The organism is Novosphingobium pentaromativorans US6-1, assembly GCF_000767465.1.
Classification (GTDB): Bacteria; Pseudomonadota; Alphaproteobacteria; order Sphingomonadales; family Sphingomonadaceae; genus Novosphingobium; species Novosphingobium pentaromativorans.
In genome coordinates, this window is the sequence record NZ_CP009291.1 from 91,975 (window position 1) to 112,411 (window position 20,437).

General features: G+C 63.8%; 14 protein-coding genes and 3 tRNA genes. 8 read left to right on the top strand and 9 right to left on the bottom strand.

The genetic code is table 11. From position 1 onward, the window contains the following. Positions 1 to 223: 223 nt before the first annotated feature. Genes JI59_RS00420 through JI59_RS27255 form a run of 6 tightly spaced genes read left to right on the top strand, consistent with a single transcriptional unit; the run spans position 224 to position 10,952 of the window. The gene (locus tag JI59_RS00420; RefSeq protein ID WP_239000577.1) at positions 224 to 5,773 is read left to right on the top strand and encodes a glycoside hydrolase family 94 protein; all 5,550 of its coding nucleotides are present in this window, start codon (positions 224 to 226) and stop codon (positions 5,771 to 5,773) included. After that, a complete protein-coding gene (gene acsA, locus JI59_RS00425; protein ID WP_052117803.1) occupies positions 5,770 to 7,566 on the top strand; it encodes an acetate--CoA ligase in 1,797 nt (598 codons plus the stop codon). Before JI59_RS00420 ends, acsA begins: the two co-directional genes overlap by 4 nt. Further along, positions 7,563 to 8,549, top strand: coding sequence for a pyruvate dehydrogenase (acetyl-transferring) E1 component subunit alpha (gene pdhA / locus JI59_RS00430; protein WP_007010991.1), 987 nt, complete (start codon positions 7,563 to 7,565; stop codon positions 8,547 to 8,549). Before acsA ends, pdhA begins: the two co-directional genes overlap by 4 nt. Continuing rightward, entirely contained in the window at positions 8,546 to 9,541 is a 996-nt protein-coding gene (locus JI59_RS00435) for an alpha-ketoacid dehydrogenase subunit beta (protein WP_007010990.1), read from the top strand. Before pdhA ends, JI59_RS00435 begins: the two co-directional genes overlap by 4 nt. Next, positions 9,538 to 10,719 (top strand): dihydrolipoamide acetyltransferase family protein, encoded by a 1,182-nt coding sequence (locus JI59_RS00440; RefSeq protein ID WP_007010989.1) that lies wholly within the window; start codon positions 9,538 to 9,540, stop codon positions 10,717 to 10,719. The genes JI59_RS00435 and JI59_RS00440 overlap by 4 nt, the downstream gene beginning before the upstream one ends. Beyond that, complete coding sequence (locus JI59_RS27255; protein WP_007010988.1) at positions 10,716 to 10,952, top strand: acyl carrier protein; 237 nt, start codon at positions 10,716 to 10,718, stop codon at positions 10,950 to 10,952. Before JI59_RS00440 ends, JI59_RS27255 begins: the two co-directional genes overlap by 4 nt. Before the next feature lie 242 nt (positions 10,953 to 11,194). Here JI59_RS27255 and JI59_RS00450 read toward each other — a convergent pair whose 3' ends face one another. From JI59_RS00450 to recJ, 5 genes are all read right to left on the bottom strand, one after another. Continuing rightward, complete coding sequence (locus tag JI59_RS00450) at positions 11,195 to 11,638, bottom strand: universal stress protein (RefSeq protein WP_038576675.1); 444 nt, start codon at positions 11,636 to 11,638, stop codon at positions 11,195 to 11,197. Positions 11,639 to 12,333: 695 nt separating this feature from the next. Next, positions 12,334 to 12,469, bottom strand: a tRNA-OTHER gene (locus JI59_RS26995). Positions 12,470 to 12,544: 75 nt separating this feature from the next. Then, positions 12,545 to 12,620, bottom strand: a tRNA-Glu gene (locus JI59_RS00455). Positions 12,621 to 12,658: 38 nt separating this feature from the next. Beyond that, positions 12,659 to 12,734, bottom strand: a tRNA-Glu gene (locus tag JI59_RS00460). A gap of 116 nt (positions 12,735 to 12,850) precedes the next feature. Beyond that, complete coding sequence (gene recJ / locus JI59_RS00465) at positions 12,851 to 14,638, bottom strand: single-stranded-DNA-specific exonuclease RecJ (RefSeq protein ID WP_038576678.1); 1,788 nt, start codon at positions 14,636 to 14,638, stop codon at positions 12,851 to 12,853. Between the two features lie 167 nt (positions 14,639 to 14,805). Here recJ and JI59_RS00470 point away from each other — a divergent pair, with 167 nt between their 5' ends. Both JI59_RS00470 and JI59_RS00475 read left to right on the top strand, forming a co-directional pair. Further along, positions 14,806 to 15,291 (top strand): flavodoxin family protein, encoded by a 486-nt coding sequence (locus JI59_RS00470; RefSeq protein WP_007010986.1) that lies wholly within the window; start codon positions 14,806 to 14,808, stop codon positions 15,289 to 15,291. 241 nt (positions 15,292 to 15,532) lie between these two features. After that, positions 15,533 to 16,150 (top strand): hypothetical protein, encoded by a 618-nt coding sequence (locus tag JI59_RS00475; RefSeq protein WP_239000578.1) that lies wholly within the window; start codon positions 15,533 to 15,535, stop codon positions 16,148 to 16,150. Positions 16,151 to 16,160: 10 nt separating this feature from the next. On the opposite strand, the gene JI59_RS00480 is transcribed toward JI59_RS00475, so the two are convergent. From JI59_RS00480 to JI59_RS00495, 4 genes are all read right to left on the bottom strand, one after another. Next, complete coding sequence (locus tag JI59_RS00480; RefSeq protein ID WP_007010984.1) at positions 16,161 to 17,111, bottom strand: NAD(P)H-dependent flavin oxidoreductase; 951 nt, start codon at positions 17,109 to 17,111, stop codon at positions 16,161 to 16,163. A gap of 163 nt (positions 17,112 to 17,274) precedes the next feature. After that, complete coding sequence (leuA, locus tag JI59_RS00485) at positions 17,275 to 18,954, bottom strand: 2-isopropylmalate synthase (protein ID WP_007010983.1); 1,680 nt, start codon at positions 18,952 to 18,954, stop codon at positions 17,275 to 17,277. A 261-nt stretch (positions 18,955 to 19,215) separates the two neighbouring features. Continuing rightward, the gene (locus JI59_RS00490) at positions 19,216 to 19,536 is read right to left on the bottom strand and encodes an I78 family peptidase inhibitor (RefSeq protein WP_238532440.1); all 321 of its coding nucleotides are present in this window, start codon (positions 19,534 to 19,536) and stop codon (positions 19,216 to 19,218) included. A gap of 95 nt (positions 19,537 to 19,631) precedes the next feature. Continuing rightward, positions 19,632 to 20,348 (bottom strand): YceI family protein, encoded by a 717-nt coding sequence (locus JI59_RS00495; RefSeq protein ID WP_007010980.1) that lies wholly within the window; start codon positions 20,346 to 20,348, stop codon positions 19,632 to 19,634. Positions 20,349 to 20,437: the final 89 nt, after the last annotated feature.

Here is a 20,437-nt window from a genome sequence, read left to right on the forward strand (position 1 = left end):
GACTGCCGCCCAGGTGGCCGCAAAAATGAGAGGGCGAGACACCCGTACTGCTGCCTGGCGGGAGATGTGGTGGGTTCCTGTCATTTCGCTCGCGATTGCGGTTGGTCTGGCTTTCGTCCGGCCTCATGCGATGCCGGCCGCACTGCCATTACTCCTGCTGTGGATCGCATCGCCTGAGATCACCTTCCGGATCGGAAGACCCCGCAGGTCGGAGAGCGAGCCTTTGACTGCGGACCAGCGTCATTTTCTGCGACTGCTCGCGCGCAAGACGTGGTTCTTCTTCGAAACCTTTGCCGGTCCCGACGACAACTGGCTCCCGCCCGACAACTACCAGGGCGAACCCCATGAGGAGACTGCGCACCGCACCTCTCCCACTAATATCGGAATGTTGCTGCTTTCGACCGCCGCGGCCTGGGATCTCGGTTATATCGGACGCAAGGAGCTGGCGACCCGCACGCGTAATATCCTCGACAGTCTCAACCAGTTGGAACGGTACCGCGGTCACTTCTACAACTGGTACGACACGATGAGCCTGAGGCCACTCGAGCCGCGGTATGTATCGACGGTTGACAGCGGCAATCTCGCCCTGAGCCTGATCGGCTATGCCGAAGCGCTGCGCCAGGCGGCTGACGTCAAGCAGTTGGAGCCGCAAAGATGGGACGGTCTGAACGACGTGCTCGCACTGCTCGACTCTGCACTGGCGGTCGTGGATGCAACCGAGGCTCGCGAGGACATCGCCGAAATCTGCGACCGATTGATGATTCTGAGGAGCAATCCGGATTCGCGCCGTGCGCAGCTTGAGTCGATGCTACAGTCCGACGTTCCCCGACTGGAGGCGCATGTAGCCGCTGCGGTGGCGCCGCCGAATGCCGTGCCCGTCGAAACCCTTCGCGAACTGCACGCCTGGATCGATCGCTTTCGGCAGCAAGTCAGAACCATGATGCGGGACCTCGATGCACCGGGGCAGGGGGAAGAGGATTTCGAAGCCATGGCCGCAGAAACGGCAGCTCTGGCATACGGGATGGATTTCGCGCCGCTTTACTGTGCCGAGCGCGGCCTGTTCCACATCGGCTACAATGCCAGTTCCGGCAAAATCGACCAGCACTACTACGACCTGCTCGCCTCCGAGGCGCGGATCGCCAGCTTCTTCGCGATCGCCAAGGGAGATGTGCCGGTCGAACACTGGTTTCATCTCGGCCGACCGATCACGCGCAGCGGTCGCCGCATCGGGCTGATCTCCTGGAACGGCTCGATGTTCGAATATTTGATGCCGCGCCTGTTCCTGCGCGGCGAGCCGGAAACGCTTCTTTTTGAGAGCGAGCGCACGGCCGTCCGCATCCAGCGAACCTATGGCGACCGGCATGGCGTTCCCTGGGGCATATCGGAATCCGCCTACGCTTCCCGCGATCCCGATCATCGCTATCGTTACCAGGCATTCGGTGTTCCCGGACTCGGCCTGAGACGTGGTCTGGCCCGCGATATGGTCGTGGCACCCTACGCATCGGCTCTGGCGCTTGCGGTGTCACCGGCCGAGGCCGCAGGCAACCTGGCCGAGTTGTCGCGGCACGGGGCCGGGGGACGGTTCGGGTTGTTCGAAGCGGCGGACTTTACCCCGGCACGGCGAGCATCCGGCGAGCGCTTCGCGCCTGTCGCCGCCTATATGGCGCACCACCAGGGAATGATCCTTTGCGCGATTGCCAATGTACTGGGCGACGATGTCCTGGTGCATCGCCTTTTGCGGGACTCTCGCCTGAACCTCGTTTCATTGTTGCTGAGCGAGCGTCTTCCGACCGAACTGCCCGCCGAGATCGAGCGGCTGGAAGAACTTGAACGGCCAAGCGAGGAAGAGAGGAGCGCTCAGCCGATCGGTTCGTGGGAGCCGCCCACGTCTGCGCTGTTCCCGCAAGTCCTGCTGCTTGGCAACGGGCGGCTTTCGAGCTGGATATCGGAAGGCGGTGGAGGAGGACTGCGCTGGCACGGCCAGGCGCTGACACGGTTCGCGCCAGATGTGACGCGCGACGCGGATGGCTTCTGGATATATGTCGCCGATGACGAGACCGGCGCCCTGTGGTCGGCGACGCGGCAACCGACCCGGGCAAAGCCGGATGAATACCGAGCGGTCTTCCATCCTCACATGGCCGAGTTTCATCGCCGTGACAACGGAGTGGAATTGCGCATGGAGACCGGCGTGGCCGCCGGCGACGATATTGAAATACGCCGTATCGTCATTGCCGACGAGAGCGGCAGGCCGCGTTCGCTGCGTCTCACGAGTTATGCAGAAGTCGTGCTTGCGCCGCCGCTCGAGGATGAGCGGCACCCAGCCTTCAGCAAGCTCTTTGTGACGAGCGATCGCATCCCGCATCTGGGCGGGCTCATGCTTTCCCGGCGGCCGCGCAGTCCGCGCGAAGCCCCGCCCGTGTTGTTGCACTTTGCGCTCGGGCCTGACGGGCCGATCCAGGGCGCGGGGTTCGAGTCCGACCGGCGCATATTTGTCGGACGTGGAAACGATCCGCAACGGCCGGCGGGGGCTACGGCCGATCTCGGCGGCGGCAGCGGTTGCACGCTCGACCCGGTCGCCGCGCTGCAGGTCAAACTGGATCTCGCCCCTTACGAGCGCCGTGAAATATACTTTCTCACGGTCGCGGCGGCGAGCCCGGAATCCGCGACGGAGATCGCGGAGCGCCATCTAACCCCGGTGTCAGTCGATTGGGCCTTGCGGGACGCCGCACTGGAGACGGGACGGGCGGTTCGGCATCTGCGCCTGGGACCGCGCAGCCTGCGCCGTGCCCAGACGCTCGGATCGCTGCTGATCCACTCCAACGGCGCGCTTCGGGCAAATTCGCCAGGCGCTCGCGCCAATCGGCTGGGTCAACCATCCCTGTGGGGAATGGCGCTATCCGGCGATCTTCCGATCGTTCTGCTGCAAACCGTGCAAAGCAGCGGCGAGATGCTCGAGGAGCTTGTGGGCGCCCACCAGTTTTGGTGCCGCATGGGCCTCGAAACCGACCTCGTCGTCCTGCAGTCCGGCGGGTCGGCCTACATCGAACCCCTGCGCGACGAAGTGCTCGAGTCACTGCGCAATATCGGCGCGATCGAAATGCTCGGACGCAAGGGCGGCATCCACCTGTTGTTCTCCGACCAGATCGGCTCCGATCAGGTCCACTTGCTCGAGGCCGTCGCGGCCGTCGCGCTCGACGAGGCGCAAGGCAGCCTGGCGGAGCAACTGGATCTGGCCAGTGTGAGGCCCAGTCCATTGCCGCTCTTTATTCCCTCCATGCCGGAATATGACACGGCGGACCGGGCCGGAGAGAGACCGGTCGATCTGCTGTTCGACAACGGCATCGGCGGATTTTCCGCAGATGGCAGGAACTATGTGATTCATCTCGAAGCGGGGGAATCCACGCCTGCGCCGTGGTCCAACATTCTTGCCAATGACGATTTCGGCTGTCTGGTCACCGAAGCCGGCGGCGGTTTTTCCTGGGCGATAAACAGCGGCGAAAACAGGCTCACACCGTGGACGAACGACCCGGTTACGGACAGACCGACCGAGATAGTCTATCTCCGCGACGAGGAAACTGCGGCAGTCTGGAGCGTGACACCCGCACCTGCGGGTCATGACACGGCAACCCGGATCCGCCATGGCGCGGGCTACAGCGAATGGCGCAAATGCTCGCACGGGCTGGATCAGGAACTGCTCGTCTTCGTGCCCACCGACGCTCCGGTGAAGATCATGCGCCTGCGCATACGCAATCAATTATACCATCATCGGCGCCTGACCGCGACCAGCTATGTCGAATGGTTGCTCGGATCACTGCCCAGCATGGCCCGTCCCCATGTGCGGTGCGGTTATGACGCCGGCACCGAGGCGCTCCTGGCTTACAATCGGTGGAATCCGGACTTCGCCGATCGGGTCGCCTTCCTCACCGCAAGCAGGAAATCTCACGGCTTCACGACGGACCGGCAGGAATTTCTGGGCTTCGAGGCCGATCTGGCCCGCCCTGCCGGTCTCGGTCGCTGGGGCCTGAGCGGCGACATCTCGGGCGGGCTTGATCCCTGCGCCGCCTATCAGGTCCACCTAGACCTCGCTCCGGGCGAGACCGAGGATGTCGTCTTCGTTCTTGGGCAGGGCAGGGACGAGTCCGAGGCCCTGGCGCTGGCCGGACGCTGGCGCGATCCCGAACAGGTGGAACGGGCGCTGCACCAGCTTCACGAGCATTGGGACATCTTGCTCGGCGCAGTCGAGGTGCGCACACCCGATCCGGCGTTCGATCTCATGGTCAATCGCTGGCTTCCCTATCAGAGCCTCTCGTCGCGAATTCTTGCCCGCACCGGCTTCTACCAGGCGAGCGGTGCAATTGGTTTTCGCGACCAGCTGCAGGATGTCCTCGCCTTCTTGCACAGCGATCCGCGGCGCGTTCGCGACCATATCCTGCTTTGCGCGGCCCACCAGTTCGAAGAAGGCGACGTGCTCCACTGGTGGCATCCTCCCTCCGATCGCGGCGTTCGAACTCGTTGCAGCGACGACATGCTATGGCTTCCCTATGCCGTCGGGACCTATGTCTCGGCGACCGGCGACCTATCCATTCTTCACGAACGGTTGCCCTTCCTTGACGCACCGCCTCTCGCCGCAGGAGAAGAGGATAGATACGCATCTTTCGAACGCACCGTTACCCGCGAGCCGCTCATCGATCATTGCGAGCGGGCTCTGGAACGCGCTCTGGTCGAAGGGGTCCATGGACTGCCTCTGATCGGCGGGGGCGACTGGAACGACGGCATGAACAGGATCGGACAGGCCGGCCGAGGCGAGAGTGTCTGGCTGGCTTGGTTCGCCTCGGTCACGGCCGAAGCCATGGCGGACCTCAATTCGCGCGTCGGCCGCGGAGGCGAGGCCGAACGGTGGCGCAAGCGTTCGCGGGAACTCTGCCGGAGCGCGGAAGAAGCCGGATGGGACGGTTCTTGGTATCGCCGCGCCTACGATGACAGCGGTCACCCGTGGGGTTCGGCGCAGAGCGAGGAATGCAGGATCGATTCGATCTCGCAGTCATGGGCCGCTTTCGCCGGCGCCGATCCGGCGCGAGTGGACATGGCCCTTGCTTCGGCATTCACTGAACTCGTCGATGAGAAGCATCGAATTGCGAGACTGCTGTGGCCTCCATTCGATCGCGCGCTGCACGATCCGGGCTATATCAAGGCCTATCCGCCCGGAATTCGGGAGAATGGTGGGCAATACACGCATGCGGCCGCATGGCTCGGTCTTGCCCTTGCCAGAACCGGCAAGCCGGATGCGGCGATGGACATATTCCAGATGCTCAGCCCGATTGGGCGCACCGCCAGCCGCGCCAGCGCCGAGCATTACCGCGGGGAGCCCTATGTCGTGGCCGGTGACATTTCGGCCGGAGAACAGCACGGCGGGCGCAGCGGCTGGACCTGGTATACCGGTTCCGCCGCGTGGACATGGCGTTTCGCCGTCGAAGGCATGCTCGGCCTGAGCCTGGTCGATGGGCGGATTCGCTTCGACCCCTGCATTCCATCGGGCTGGCCCGGTTACGAGGCGAGGATCAGGCGCCCGCACGGAACATTGAAGGTGCGCGTCGAGAGGGTGGATGGTGGCTTGGACGAGCGGCTGGACTTGAATGTCGGCGGCGAAAGCCATCCCCGGTCCGAGATCGATTTCCCCGATGACGGTAGCGAAAGAAACGTGACAGTGCGGGTGAGAGGCGGCACGACGGGGACGGAAAAGTATTCCAGCCCGTTCGCCGGAGTAGTCGAATGAGGGAAGGGCACTCGAGTGATTCCGGCCAGCCCGCCAGCGCCTTGATCGCAAAGAATCCCGCAAGTCTGACCCCGCCTCCTCATCTGCTCGACTATGATCGCGAGTGCGCGGAATTCTCATGGGAAAAGGCCCGCGCCCTGCTCGATGGTCTGCCCCAGGGCAGGGGGCTCAACATCGCCCATGAAGCCGTCGATCGGCATGCCGCTGGCCCCAAAGCAGACAGAGTGGCCTTGCGCTGGATCGGAAAGGCGGGCGCTCGACGGAACCTCACCTATCGCGAACTTCACGAGGCGACGAATCGCTTCGCCAATGCCCTGAAGGCAATGGACGTGGAGCGGGGAGAGCGTGTATTCGTGCTGATGGGCCGGCTGCCCGAACTCTATGTGGCGGTGCTGGGCGCGCTCAAGGCGGGTTGCGTGGCATCTCCCCTGTTCTCGGCGTTCGGGCCCGAGCCGATTGCCCTTCGCCTGGAAATTGGCGATGGGCGCGTACTGGTCACAACTCCTGGTCTCTTTAACCGCAAGGTGGCCGCCATCCGCGACCAGCTCCCCGGTCTCAGGCATGTCATTCTGGTCGGCGAGGAGCAGGCCAAAGGCGACGGCTTGCACGACTGGGCGGAGGTGGTCGAAACCGCAGACAACGACTTTGTCATCGCCCCCACGGACCCCGAGGACATGGCGCTGCTGCATTTCACCAGCGGCACCACCGGCCGGCCGAAGGGGGCCATTCACGTCCATGAGGCAATCGTCGCCCATCACGTGACCGGACGCTATGCCCTGGACCTGCACGACGACGATGTCTTCTGGTGCACCGCAGATCCGGGCTGGGTCACCGGAACGAGCTATGGCATCCTTGCTCCACTGACCAACGGCGTGACTAGCATCGTCCTCGAGGCGGAATTCGATGCGGCGATGTGGCTCGACATCCTGGAGCAGGAGCGCGTCAGCATCTGGTATACTGCGCCCACCGCAATCCGGATGATGATGCGACAGGGAACGGAACTGGCCCGGGGGCGCGACCTTTCTGCGTTGCGTTTCATGGCCAGCGTCGGTGAGCCGCTCAACCCCGAGGCGGTCATCTGGGGCCAGCAGGCCTTCGGTATCCCCTTTCACGACAACTGGTGGCAGACGGAAACCGGCGGCATCATGATCTCCAACTTCGCTGCGCTGGACATCAAGCCCGGCTCGATGGGGCGGCCGATGCCCGGGATCGAGGCAGCGATCGTCCGGCGGCTTGAGGATGGCGACGTTTCGATGATCGAAGAAGCGATGGTTGACGGTGAGCTGGCGTTGCGGAAAGGCTGGCCGTCGATGATGCGCGGCTATCTCCATGAGGAGGAGCGCTACCGCAAATGCTTCGCCGGCGACTGGTACCTCACCGGCGATCTCGTCCGGCGCGACAGCGATGACTATTTCTGGTTCGTCGGCCGGGCGGACGACGTGATCAAGTCGGCCGGCCACCTGATCGGTCCGTTCGAAGTCGAAAGCGCACTCATGGAGCATCCCGCCGTGGCCGAGGCCGCGGTAATCGGAAAGCCCGACCCCACCATCGGCGAAATGGTCAAGGCTTTCGTGAGCCTGCGTCCCGGACACCTGCCGGACGAAGCCATGCGGCGCGAACTGCTGGGCCATGCCCGCAAGTGCCTGGGCGCCGCCGTCGCGCCCAAGGAGATCGACTTCCGCGAGAACCTGCCCAAGACCCGTTCGGGCAAGATCATGCGCCGACTGCTCAGGGCTCGCGAACTGGGCCTGCCCGAAGGCGACCTCTCGACGCTCGAAAGCGACGAGAGATGAGCGCGAAGCTGATGATCGACCGCAGTCACGGTCAGCATCTCTTTCGCGAGATGCTGCGCATCCGCCGCTTCGAGGCGAAATGCATGGAACTCTACCAGGCGCAAACGATCAGGGGCTTCCTTCACCTTTACGACGGGCAGGAGGCCGTCGCGGTCGGGATCATGCAGGCGCTGGACGAGCGGGACGCCGTGGTCGCCACCTACCGCGATCACGGCCATGCGATCGCCCGCGGGCTGGGGATGGGGCCGATCATGGCCGAAATGTACGGCAAGCTTGAGGGGTGCAGCCGGGGCCGGGGCGGATCCATGCACCTGTTCGACCGCGCTTCGCGCTTCCTCGGCGGCAACGCCATCGTCGGCGGCGGGCTCCCGCTGGCGGTCGGCACCGCCATGGCCGACCAGCAGTTGCACCCCGGCGCCGCGACGGTGTGTTTCTTCGGAGAGGGCGCTGCCGGAGAGGGCGAATTCCACGAAAGCATGAACCTGGCTGCCCTGTGGAAGCTGCCTGTCCTGTTCGTGTGCGAGAACAATCTCTATGCCATGGGCGTGCCGCTGGAAGTGGCCGAGGCCGACACCGAGATCATCCACAAGGCCAAGGGTTACAACATGCCTGGCGAGCAGGTCGACGGCATGAACCCTGTGGCGGTCGAGGTCGCGGCGCGCCGAGCCGTGGAATCGATCCGGGCGGGCAACGGTCCCTGGTTCCTCGAATGCCGCACCTACCGTTTCCGCGCCCATTCCATGTTCGATGCCCAGCAGTATCGCACCAAGGAGGAAGTGGCGCACTGGAAGGAGCGCGATCCGATCGTGCGGATGCAGGCCTGGCTGCTGGAGGCGCACCTGATGACACCGGCGGAATTGGATGAGATCGAGGCGGCGGTCGATACCGAAGTCGCGGCCGCCGTCGCCTTTGCCGAAGCCGGGACCTGGGAGAGCGTGGACGAACTTGAGCGCTTCGTAACTATGGACGAGGTTCCATCGTGAACGAACAGGCACCTGATCGCATGACCTATCGGGAGGCTTGCCGACAGGCGATCCGCGACGCGCTCATCCGCGATCCTCGTTGCTTCGTCATGGGCGAGGATGTCGGTCTCTACGGCGGCTGCTATGCCGTGACCAAAGGTTTGCTCGAGGAATTCGGGCCGGAACGCATTCGTGACACACCCCTTGCCGAAAGCGTTATCACGGGAGCCGGGATTGGCGCCGCCATCGGCGGATTGCGTCCTGTCGTCGAGATCATGACCTGCAATTTCAGCCTGCTGGCGCTCGACCAGATCGTGAACAATGCCGCCACTATTGCGCACATGTCTGGCGGGCAGTTCGCGGTGCCGCTGGTCATCCGGATGGCAACCGGCGGCGGCAGGCAACTCGCTGCGCAGCATTCGCACAGCCTGGAAGGCTGGTATGCGCATATTCCGGGCATCACGGTGCTGGCTCCCGGCACGATCGAGGATGCGCGCCTTATGCTTGCCGCAGCACTCGCTGACCCTAACCCTGTTTTGATCTTCGAGCACGTCGTGCTCTACAATGCCGAAGGCGAACTCGATCCCGCCATCACGTCAGTCGATATCCGCAAGGCCAGGATACGCCGGGAAGGCAGGGACCTGACGATCCTGACCTACGGCGGCAGTCTGCCCAAGGCGCTGGCCGCCGCAGGAGAACTGGCGGCAGCGGGCATAGAGGCGGAGATCGTCGATCTGCGCGTCCTGCGTCCTCTCGACAATGAGACCATCTATGCTTCGGTCGGCCGCACCCGGCGCTGCGTGATCGTCGACGAGGGCTGGCGCAGCGGCTCGCTGTCTGCCGAACTTGCCGCCCGTCTTGCAGAAGACCTGTTCTTCGAGCTCGACGCGCCGATCCGCCGGGTCTGCACCCGCGAAGTGCCGATTCCCTACGCAGCGCACATGGAGGACGCGGCCCTGCCGCAGGTGGCGGACATCGTCGAGGCCGCGCGGGGCTTGGTAAGGCCGGAATGAGCGATTTCGTGATGCCCTCGCTCGGCGCCGACATGGAAAGCGGCAAGCTGGTCGAATGGCTCGTGAAGCCGGGGGATGCCGTCCACAGTGGCGATGTCGTGGCGGTGGTCGAGACCCACAAGGGTGCGATCGACGTGGAGATATTTGAGAACGGTACCATCGCCGAACTCGTTGCGAGGGAAGGGGAAACCGTCCCGGTCGGTGGCGTGTTGGCGCAACTGCGGTCTTCGGCGGAAGCCGCAGTCACGGCCCCGGGGCGGCCTGCTCCGCCGCCTGCGCTAGGACCTGCGCAGAAAGCAGGCGTGCCGCCCGTTCCGGACCGGTCTGCGCCGGCCGGACGCATCAAGGTCTCACCCGCGGCAAGGCGCCTGGCGGCCGAATTGGGGATCGACCCGGAAGCGCTCTCTGGCACCGGGGTCGATGGTTCGGTTTCCCTCGCCGACGTCGAACTCGCGCGGGCCCGAGGCGCGACGGCGCCGGCGCCCTTGCCGTCTGCCCGCAAGCGTGGTTTTGATCCCGCCGAGATGCGCCGCGCCATCGCCGCGGCTGTGAGCCGTTCCAAGCGGGAAATACCCCATTATTATCTGTCGAGTACGATCGACATGGCAGCCTCGCTCGCTTGGCTAGCCGGCTACAACGAAGCCCGTCCTCCCGGCGAGCGCATGCTGGCCGGCGCACTTCTCCTGAAGGCCACGGCGCTCGCCTTGAGCAAACATCCTCAGCTCAACGGATTCTGGCGGGATGACGCATTCGTGCAGGCCGAGGACATTAATATCGGCTGGGCAATCTCTCTGCGTGGAGGTGGCCTAGTCGCGCCGGCGATCCATGCGGTGGACCGGATACCCCTGCCGGAATTGATGGCCAGGCTGCGCGATCTCGTTGCTCGCGCCCGCTCCGGAGGTCTGCGTAGCTCGGAACTGATGGACTCGACCGTAACCGTCACCAGCCTCGGCGAACGGGGCGCCGACAGCGTGACCGGAGTGATCTATCCGCCGCAGGTCGCCATATTGGGATTTGGCAGGATTTCCGAGCGTCCATGGATATCCGATGGTCAGATCGTGTCGCGCCCCTTGGTCGAGGTGTCGATTGCCGCGGATCATCGCGCCAGCGACGGCCACGTTGGCGGCCTGCTGCTGTTCGCCATCGAACAATTGTTGCAGGAGCCCGAGAAGCTGTGACCCAGGCTGAAATCCGCAAGCTCATACTGACCGAGCTTTCAGGCATCGCGCCCGAGGCCGATCTTTCCTCCCTTGCCGACGATGAGGAACTGCGCGAAGTTCTTGATCTCGATTCCATGGATTTCCTCAATTTCTTAACCGCGCTGCATGAGGCGACGGGCGTGGATATTCCGGAAGCCGACTACGGAAAGCTTGCCACTCTGGGCGATGCGATCGACTATCTGGGCAAATGAGGCCCCTGATCGCGCTCCTGTCCGAAAGGGCGCCGCCAGATAAAGGCTCGAAGGCAGCAGGCTTCGCCGAGACAAGCTCCGCTCCCCGGCCCACAGGTAGTAGGTCACGAAATCTCACGAACCATGAGGGTGTCTTACGACATGCAGCAAGGAATCTGCCAACACGCACGCGGATTGGGCGACGTTCGATTTCCCGCCAAGTTTAAAGCCACAGGATCCGGTAGGGAATAGCAGATCAGGTTCTATCGCACTACGAGGACTGGGACGTGGCCATGTGCCACGACTTCCCAGGTTTTGCTGCCGAGCATGAGACGACCTATTCCCCGACGTCCATGTGATCCCATTACAATGAGGTCGCAGTTGCGTGACTTCGCCGCTTCCAGAATAGCCTCCGCTGGTGGTGCATCAGGCACATGCACTGTGTCCGCATCAACCCCAGTGCTTTTTGCGGTCTGGCTAGCCGCTGCCAAGATGGCGTTCGCTGCATCTTGTTGGCCGGACCCATAACTGGACACCATTGTTTCACTCACCATCCCAAAACCATTGCCAGCATAAAGCGGAAGTGCTTCGGTGACGGTGATAATCGTGACTCGAGAACTCAGGTTTCGCGCGAGCGAGAGTCCGTGATCAACCCCCTTCTGCCCTACCTCGGATCCATCCGTCGCGATGAGGATATGCTTGTACATGGGCCTCTCCTGATCAATCGTACACAATCTGTAACCTTTAGGTACCGCAATCCATACAGCTACACACCTCGATTCTGAACGACAAAGTGCCTGTGGGTGGACCGCTCCCCCGCCGAGGTAATGTCGATGATGCAGTGGCGGGAAGCAATGTGCCTTGCGTTTTGTCGTCCAGCGGAACTGTCGATTGTCACTGTCTAGCATAGGCCCTTGTGCGAATTCGCCACGGACTGCGCTGGACCAAGGGCGTTCGACCAGAACGGTTCAACTGCTAACAAGTCGCCAGCGAGAGCTGCTGACCTCGGCTCTCCACGCCGCAACCGAATGGGAGGCGGTCCACGAACGGCGATCTTACAGTTCGAGGTTGACAGTCGGCGTGCCGCGTCTGGTTGCATTCGTATCAGCGGCGGCGAATGCCGGGATGAGAAGTTCGGCCGGCTTCACGGATGCAATGGCAACCGGCGCCTCCGAACTTGCACTTGGCACGGCGCGTCTGTCATCGCCGCCCACCGAACGCTCGTTAGCACTGAACTTTCGCCTGCCTAGGGTAGCTGATTCTTGTTTGACGCCGTTCCGAGCTGCCGAATAGAGCCTTGAGCGGAATATTTCTCAGCTACCTAGAGAGCTACCTAGCGGAGAATCCGGTAGATAACGGCACCTTTCAAATCTAGGCAACGCCCTGAATAATTAGGAAAATTTGGTGGACGCACTAGGGCTCGAACCTAGGACCCGCTGATTAAGAGGAGGATTTGCTCCCCTAGGAGGGGGCGTCTCTCTCGATCTCGTGCTGGAGGCAAACACTGTTCTAACGCAAACTGGATGCGCTTCGCGTCCGCGTGCGTGCGCATGGATATATTTGACGCATATTTGACGAAGAGGAGGATATTTCCTCCAAGTCATTGATTTTTATGGTGACCCCTACGGGAATCGAACCCGTGTTTCAGCCGTGAGAGGGCCGCGTCCTAGACCGCTAGACGAAGGGGCCATATAGCCATTTGAAAGCCTGCCTGGCGCAGCACCGGATGGTGACCCCTACGGGACTCGAACCCGTGTTTCAGCCGTGAAAGGGCCGCGTCCTAGACCGCTAGACGAAGGGGCCATTCCGAGCTGCGCCGGAGGCAGGACCGGCCCTCTAGCGGTGGCTTGCGGGGGGGTCAACCCCCTGATCGCAGATAAATTGCACTCTTTTTGGCACGCTATTGAGGCAGGCTGGTTTCAGTCCGCAAATGCGGCATCGTCGATATGCAATTCGGCCTGTGGGCGGCTGCCCCAGTCGTCGATCTTTGCCCGTCCGGCAAGCCAGAGGCGGCGCCCCTGCGAGGCATGGAGGAGGGCCTGGCCCATCTCGGTTTCGGCCGAACGGAAGGCCATGGCCTTGAAACGGCCCCCATCCGTTCCGCCGACGATCAGCCGGACGTGGTCTGCGCCCACGATGTCGGCCTTGACGATCCGCACCGGGCCGACTGCGACGCGCGGCCCCGGCCAGCCCATGCCGTAGGGACCAGCGCTTTCCAGCGTTTCGACCAGCGTAGGCGTCAATCCGCCCGGTGCGAGTGCGAGGTCGAGCAACATCGCCTGGTTCGCGCTGGCATGCGACACATCGGTGGCAAGACGCGAATCGAGCCATTCGGACAGGGCTTCGAGCTTGTCGGGAGCGATAGTCAGTCCTGCGGCCATGGCATGGCCTCCGCCCGCGACGAGCAGGCCAGCCTCGCGCGCGGCAATGATCGCGGCGCCAAGGTCGACCCCGGTAATCGAGCGTCCCGATCCCTTGCCGTTGCCTGCCTCGTCCGCGTCCAGCGCGATGACGAGCGTGGGCTTGCCGGTCTTTTCCTTGATCCGCCCGGCCACGATGCCGATGACCCCCGGGTGCCATCCGGCTCCGGCGAGCACGAGCACCGCGCGGTTGTGCTGGCGATCGATCTGCGCTTCGGCCGCTTCCTGAACCGCCTGCTCGATCGCGCGCCTCTCTTCGTTGAGGCGTGAGAGCTGGGCAGCGATGTCACGCGCTTCGTCGGGATCGGTGGTGGTCAGCAGGCGCACGCCCAGCGTCGATTCGCCCACGCGGCCTCCGGCATTGATGCGCGGGCCGAGGGCAAAGCCCAGGTCGCTGCACGTGGGTGCGCGGTTCAGGCGGCTTGCGTCGATGAGGGCCGACATGCCGATGTTGTCGCGCCGGGCCATGACCTTGAGGCCTTGGGCGACGAGGGCGCGGTTGAGGCCGTGGAGCGCGGCAACGTCGGCCACGGTGCCCAGCGCCACGAGGTCGAGAAGGGCGAAAAGATCTGGCTCGCGGCGCTCGGCGAAGAAGCCCTGACGGCGCAAGGTGCGCACAGTGGCGACGGCAAGCAGGAAGGCGACGCCGACAGCGGCCAGGTGGCCGTGATTGGCGCCGATGGTGCTTTCGTCGAGGCGGTTGGGATTGACCAGAGCCGCCGCGCGCGGCAGTTCCGGCGAGCACTTGTGATGATCGACGACGATCACGTCGACGCCCGCGCCGTGGGCCATTTCCAGCGCTTCATGCGCCATCGCGCCGCAGTCGACGGTGACGATCAGGCTGGAGCCTTCCCCGGCAATGCGCACGAGCGCCTCTCCCGAGGGCCCGTAGCCCTCGAGCAGGCGGTCGGGAATGTAGTAGCGGGCATCGTGACCCAGTGAGCGCATCAGCAGGATAAGCAGGGCTGCGCTCGTCGCGCCGTCGACGTCGTAGTCGCCATAAACCGTCACGGCCTCGCCGGTCATGATCGCCTGCGCCAGCCTTTCGGCGGCGGCGTCCATGTCGCGGAATTCGGACGGATCGGGCAGGAAAGCCCGCAGCGAGGGGGTGCGATGGCGGTCCAGCTCCTCACGCGGGACGCCTCGCGAAAGCAGGAGCTGGGTGACGATGTCGTTTTCCAGCCCGCCCGGGCCGTCCGAGAGGTCCATGTTGCCGCCGCGCCAGCGCCAGGCCTTGCCGGTGAGGGATTTGTCGATGCCGAAGAGCGAAGCAGATCGAGAAGCCATGCCTTCCCGATTATACGAGCGCGTCATCAGCGGGAAGGCTCCAGCCCACAGGTTCATGCCCTTTCAACAAGACAAGGCGTGACAGGTTGGCGCGATCGCGCCTAGTTTTGTCGGATGGATGCGTTCCAATTCTCGTCTGCAAGGCGCCCGGCGCGCCCGGAATGCCCGTGAGCGATCCCGTTCTCGCCGTCATCTGGCACAGCCGTACCGGCGCGTCGCAGGCCATGGCGATGCAGGTCGCCCAAGGGGCGGGCGACCGGGCGCGCCTGATTGCCGCCGCCAACGTCGTGCCGCAGGATCTTCTGGACGCCGCCGCCTACGTTTTCGTCTGCCCTGAAAATCTCGCGACGATGTCGGGGATGATGAAGGAGATGTTCGATCGCTGCTACTACCCGGTTCTCGGCCGGATCGAGGGAAGGGCCTATGCGACGGTCATTGCCGCGGGATCGGACGGGGCGGGCGCGCAGGCGCAGATCGATCGGATTGCCACGGGCTGGCGCCTCAAGCGCGTGGCCGAACCGATCATCGTCAATCTTCAGGCACAGACGCCGGAGGAGATCCTTGCCGAAAAGACGGTGCCGCGAGACCGATTGCAAGAATGCCGCGATCTGGGTGTCGCCATGGGCGAGGGACTGTCGCTCGGCATTTTCTGACAGGTGCGCATAGCCGCGGCGTGGGCGAACGGGTTCAGCCGATTAAGTTTCGGAAACCGTCTCGACGGTACCCGGGGGTAGCAGGCAAACCGACCATACTAGCCCCAAGTCCCTGAAAGTATGTCTCATGTCTCCTTCAGGCAGCCCTCGTGAAGACAACGGCCTCGGTGCGTCGCTGATTTTCGGCAAGGGAACACGGCCCTCGGCTTGCGCCGTCGTCTCCCTGCTCGAATCCCCGGCCATGTTCGGAATCGCCTCGATCATCGCCAATAGACCCGATCAAGCTGGCGATGCGATCGAGGTGCTTTCCGCCGGCCTGGCTTTCGAACTGCGCCTGCCTGATGTGCCAGCGCCCAGGGGGCATCCAGGCACTGGCGTCCCGGCGGAAGAGGTGATCCGGATCGTGCCGGGCGGACATGTGGCTGCCGGGCTCGGCTTGCTCCCGGTCGTGAAGGCACTGGCCGGCCTGACCGCAAACCTGGCGCTCCACTCGCCGGTCGCTGCGATTTCCTGGGACCTGGCAGGCACGAGGGTTCCCCCGCGCGAGTTTTCCAGCTCCGTACTCAACTGGCTGGCCGGCGGTCCATTCCCGGCACGGAGCCTGACGGCGCTATCGATCCGGCCGGACGGCAGTGTCGTCAGCGAAGGGCTGGTGCAATTTAGTGGGCAGGAAATGCACCTCGTCGGTTCGCAGGGCGAGGGCGAGGAAGCGACCATGCGCCTTGCGGTCGGCGTGGTCGACCAACTGGTGCGTCAAGGCCGCCTCCAGCTTCCGCAGGAACTGACCGTCGCCGGGACCGGGCTACTGGCCGAGCCTTCGCAGTTCGAGGATCGCGTCTGGATCTGGCGCAAGCGCTAGGGGGCGTCCGTCACGCCTCCCCCATGCGTGCGCGCAGGTCCGCCTTCGCCGCCTCATACTGTTCCTGAAGCCTGGCGACGCGTTCGGCAACCGGCTCGATGGCCTTGATTGCGCCAATCCCTTGTCCGGCGCCCCAGATATCCTTCCAGGCCTTGGCTTCCATCGCGCCGCCCGAGCCGAAATCCATCTGGCTCTTGTCTCCTTCGGGGAGATTGTCGGGGTCCATGCCTGCCGCTTCGATCGAGGGGCGAAGGTAATTGCCGTGAACGCCGGTAAACAGGCTGGAATTGACGATGTCGGCGGCGTGGCTATCGACGATCGCTTGTTTGTAACCGTCGGCGGCATTGGCTTCGGGGGTCGCGATCCACGGCGAGCCGATATAGGCAAAGTCCGCGCCGAGCGCCTGTGCGGAAAGGATCGAGCGGCCGTTGGCGATGGCGCCGGAGAGTGCGAGCGGGCCATCGAACCACTCGCGGATTTCCTGCACCAGCGCGAAGGGCGATTGCGCTCCGGCGTGGCCGCCGGCCCCTGCCGCCACGGCGATCAGGCCGTTGGCGCCCTTTTCCACGGCCTTGCGGGCAAAGCGATCATCGATGACGTCATGAAAGACGAGACCGCCCCAGTTGTGGACCGCGGCATTCACGTCCTCGCGTGCGCCGAGCGAGGTGATGATGAGCGGGACCTTCCACTTGGCACAAGTCGCCAGATCCTCATCGAGCCGGGTGTTTGAGCGGTGGACGATGAGATTCACCGCAAACGGCACGCCGCAATCGGCGGTTTCCTCATTGATCCGGTGCAGCCACTCGTCGAGCTGGCTCGCGGGGCGGGCATTGAGGGCCGGAAAGCTGCCGACAATTCCTGAGCGCACTTGCGCAATAACGAGTTCCGGGCTGGAAACGATGAACATCGGCGAGCCGATGACCGGGAGGCGCAAATTGTCGAAGATTGAAGGCAGGGCCATGTCTGTTCCGTTTAACCGTACGATTAAACGGCACGACTAATGCCGTCGGTCACCGCTGTCGAGAGGCTGCGTGAATCCCTCAGACGAAGGACTGACGGGATGCCTGAAGAAAGCGAATGGGGCCCGCCATTCCGGCAAGGCCCCATTTCCGTTTTCCATGCGATCAGGCGCCGTTGCTGGCGGCATTCGCCGCGCTGAGCACGGCCCTTACGCTCGCCGTTGCGACATCCTCGTCTATGCCGACGCCCCAAATCGTGCGCCCGTCGGTCGTCAGGCATTCCACGTAAGCGGCCGCGCGGGCGTCCGAACTCGAGCCCATCGAGTGCTCGGCGTAGTCGCGCACTTCGAGGGTTACGCCAAAGCTCTCGGCCAGAGTGGCGGTGACGGAGGATATCAGGCCATTGCCACGGCCCGAAACGGTCTGTTCCCTGCCGTCGACACCGATCTTGCCGGCGAAGATGCGGGTGCCGTCCGAGGCGCGCCTTTCGTCCCAGTCGATCAACTGGAAGTGCTGCGGTTCATCGATGCGATAGACCTTGCGGAACACTTCCCAGATATCGCCGGCCTGCAGTTCGCGGCCCAGCTCGTCGGCCAGGTCCTGCACGTGGCCGGAGAAGTGCGCCTGCATGCGCTTGGGCAGCTTGAGGCCCTGGTCCTGCTCGATCACCCAGGCAAAGCCGCCCTTGCCGGACTGCGAGTTGACGCGGATGACCGCCTCATAGTTGCGGCCCAGGTCCGCCGGGTCGATCGGCAGGTAGGGCACCGCCCAGGTCTCGTCGTTGCGCTTCTCGCGCGCGGCGAAGCCTTTCTTGATCGCGTCCTGGTGCGATCCGGAGAAGGCCGTGAAGACCAGTTCCCCGCCATAGGGATGGCGTTCGGGGACCTTGAGCTGGTTGCAGTACTCGACGGTCTGGATGACTTCGTCGATGTCCGAGAAATCCAGCCCGGGATCAACGCCTTGCGTGTACATGTTGAGAGCGACTGTCACCAGGCAGCAGTTGCCGGTGCGCTCACCGTTGCCGAACAGGCAGCCCTCGACGCGGTCGGCGCCGGCCATCAGCCCCAGCTCCGCTGCAGCCACGCCTGTGCCCCGGTCGTTGTGGGTATGCAGGCTGATCACCGCGCTTTCGCGGTTGGGCAGGTTGCGGCAGAAGTACTCGATCTGGTCGGCGTAGATGTTCGGCGTCGCTGCCTCGACGGTCGCCGGCAGGTTGAGGATGATCGGATGTTCCGGCGTGGGCTGGAGCACTTCCATTACCGCTTCGCAGCATTCGATCGAGAAATCGAGTTCGGCGGTCGAGAAGGTCTCGGGCGAATACTCGAAGTGCCACTTTGTCTGCGGATACTTCGCGGCCTGATCGCGCATGACCTTCGCGCCGTTAACTGCAATCTGGCGGACTTCGGACTGGTCCATGCCGAAGACGACCTGACGCCACAGCGGCGAGACGGCGTTGTAGAGGTGGACGATGGCGGCATGAACGCCTGCCAGGCTCTCGAACGACTTCTCGATCAGGTCCTGGCGCGACTGGGTCAGCACCTGAACCAGCACGTCCTCGGGGATGCGTCCACCATCGACCAGGCCGCGGATGAAATCATAGTCGGTTGCGCCCGAACTGGGGAATCCGACTTCAATCTCCTTCAGGCCGACCTTGACGAGCAGGTCGAAGAAACGGGTCTTCTTTTCCGAGCTCATCGGATCGATCAGCGCCTGGTTGCCGTCACGCAGGTCGGTGGAGAGCCAGCGCGGCGCCTTGGTGATGACCTGCGAGGGCCACTGGCGATCCTGCAGCTGGATCTGCGGGAAAGGGCGGTATTTGACCGAAGGGTCTTTCAGCATTGTCATGGGTAATGTCTCGCTCGGGAAAGTCTGCGCTTTTCGTGTCGTCTTGTCAGGTCCCTTGAGCGCCGAGCGCGCCGACCGGACGACGCGTCACCTCACGCCCAAGGGCGGGTAAGTCGCAGAAGAAGGCCAAGCCGGAGAGTCATGACTGTGCCTATGGGGACAGGCGGATGAGATGTAAAGGGTTAAACGCGGCCGATCCCGTGCGCCGCGGATCGCAGCGCAGCGGGATGGCCGCGGCGGTGCGGGCCTGCTGTCAGCGGGTCAATTGCACTCGAACTTCTCGATCATGCCCTTGTCGTCGAGGAACACGTTGAGACGGTTAGGGCGGTAATCCATCGTCATGGCCGAACCGGGCTTGAGCACGCGGATCGGATTGTCGCCGCGCCATTGCCGGATGAGGCCGAGCACTTCGTCGCTCGCAGGCTGGCCGACATAGGAACCGAGCTGCTCGGCTCCGCAGCTCTGGGCGACAGGCGCGGGCGGCGCGGTCTCCGGCGCGGCCTGGTCGGCGGTGCATGCGCTCAATGCGAGGAGGCTGCCGCCCAGGGCGGCGGCAAGCATGAGCGGACGGTTTGCAGGCATCTTTTCGTACTCCATTTCAGGAAGTTACCCATAATGACTTGGGGCGCTGCCGCAATGCGCATGTATCGCCGGTGGCCCGGCGCATCGGCCTGCATTCAGGGCGCCGCCTTGGCTGCGTCCTTCATGAAAGCGGCTGCGATCTTGAGTTCGACCTGGTCTGATACCATCGGAATCCCGAAATCGAGCCCGAAGTCGCTGCGCTTGAGCGTACCCGTCGCATCGAATCCAAGTCCTTCGCCGCCGCCCATCTGCGGCGGCACCGTCCCGGCGCCGTGGAAGAGAACCTGCAGGGTGACGGGCTTCGTGATGCCGTTGAGCGTGAGATTGCCGGTCATCTCCGCCTGCTGGTCCCCGGTGATCCTGACCAAGGTGGAGACGAAACGCGCGTCTTCCGGCTTGGGGCCGAAGAAGTCGGGCTTCCCGCCTTCACTGGCGGGCGGTTTCATCAGGTGTGCCTTCAGGTCTGCACTGGCGACCGTGATGCTTGTGACCGGAATGGTCATCGCGATGCGGGCCTGCTCGGGCCGTTTCGGGTCGAGGTCCAGCGTTCCCGAGATGTCGGAGAACAGTCCGAAATAGGGCGTGAAGCCAAGGTGATCGACGCTCCACTCAACGAGCGTATGGTGCGGATCAGCCTTGTAGTGGCCGCCTGTAACCAGCGAGGGATCGGGTTGGCCGAATGTGGACGCCGGGGCGGCCGGTGTGGCTTCTGCCTCCGCTTCCTGCGCCGGGAGCGGCGAGGACAGCGCGAATGCAGCGGCGAAGGCGAGGGCGGGCGGCAGGGCGCAGGCTGCGCCGAGCAGTCGGTTCATCAGGAAACTCTCCCGGTCGTGACGTTCTGTTGCGAACGGCCCGGCCGGGAGTTTGTTCCGAAAAGACGAACGACGCAAGCCGTTCGTCT

Excerpts from the sequence above, each read along its gene's own strand:
- acsA (WP_052117803.1), top strand. The coding sequence starts at position 5,770 with ATGAGGGAAGGGCACTCGAGTGATTCCGGCCAGCCCGCCAGCGCCTTG.
- pdhA (WP_007010991.1), top strand. The coding sequence starts at position 7,563 with ATGAGCGCGAAGCTGATGATCGACCGCAGTCACGGTCAGCATCTCTTT.
- JI59_RS00440 (WP_007010989.1), top strand. The coding sequence starts at position 9,538 with ATGAGCGATTTCGTGATGCCCTCGCTCGGCGCCGACATGGAAAGCGGC.
- JI59_RS00450 (WP_038576675.1), bottom strand. The coding sequence starts at position 11,638 with ATGTACAAGCATATCCTCATCGCGACGGATGGATCCGAGGTAGGGCAG.
- recJ (WP_038576678.1), bottom strand. The coding sequence starts at position 14,638 with ATGGCTTCTCGATCTGCTTCGCTCTTCGGCATCGACAAATCCCTCACC.
- JI59_RS00475 (WP_239000578.1), top strand. The coding sequence starts at position 15,533 with ATGTTCGGAATCGCCTCGATCATCGCCAATAGACCCGATCAAGCTGGC.
- JI59_RS00480 (WP_007010984.1), bottom strand. The coding sequence starts at position 17,111 with ATGGCCCTGCCTTCAATCTTCGACAATTTGCGCCTCCCGGTCATCGGC.
- leuA (WP_007010983.1), bottom strand. The coding sequence starts at position 18,954 with ATGACAATGCTGAAAGACCCTTCGGTCAAATACCGCCCTTTCCCGCAG.
- JI59_RS00490 (WP_238532440.1), bottom strand. The coding sequence starts at position 19,536 with ATGCCTGCAAACCGTCCGCTCATGCTTGCCGCCGCCCTGGGCGGCAGC.
- JI59_RS00495 (WP_007010980.1), bottom strand. The coding sequence starts at position 20,348 with ATGAACCGACTGCTCGGCGCAGCCTGCGCCCTGCCGCCCGCCCTCGCC.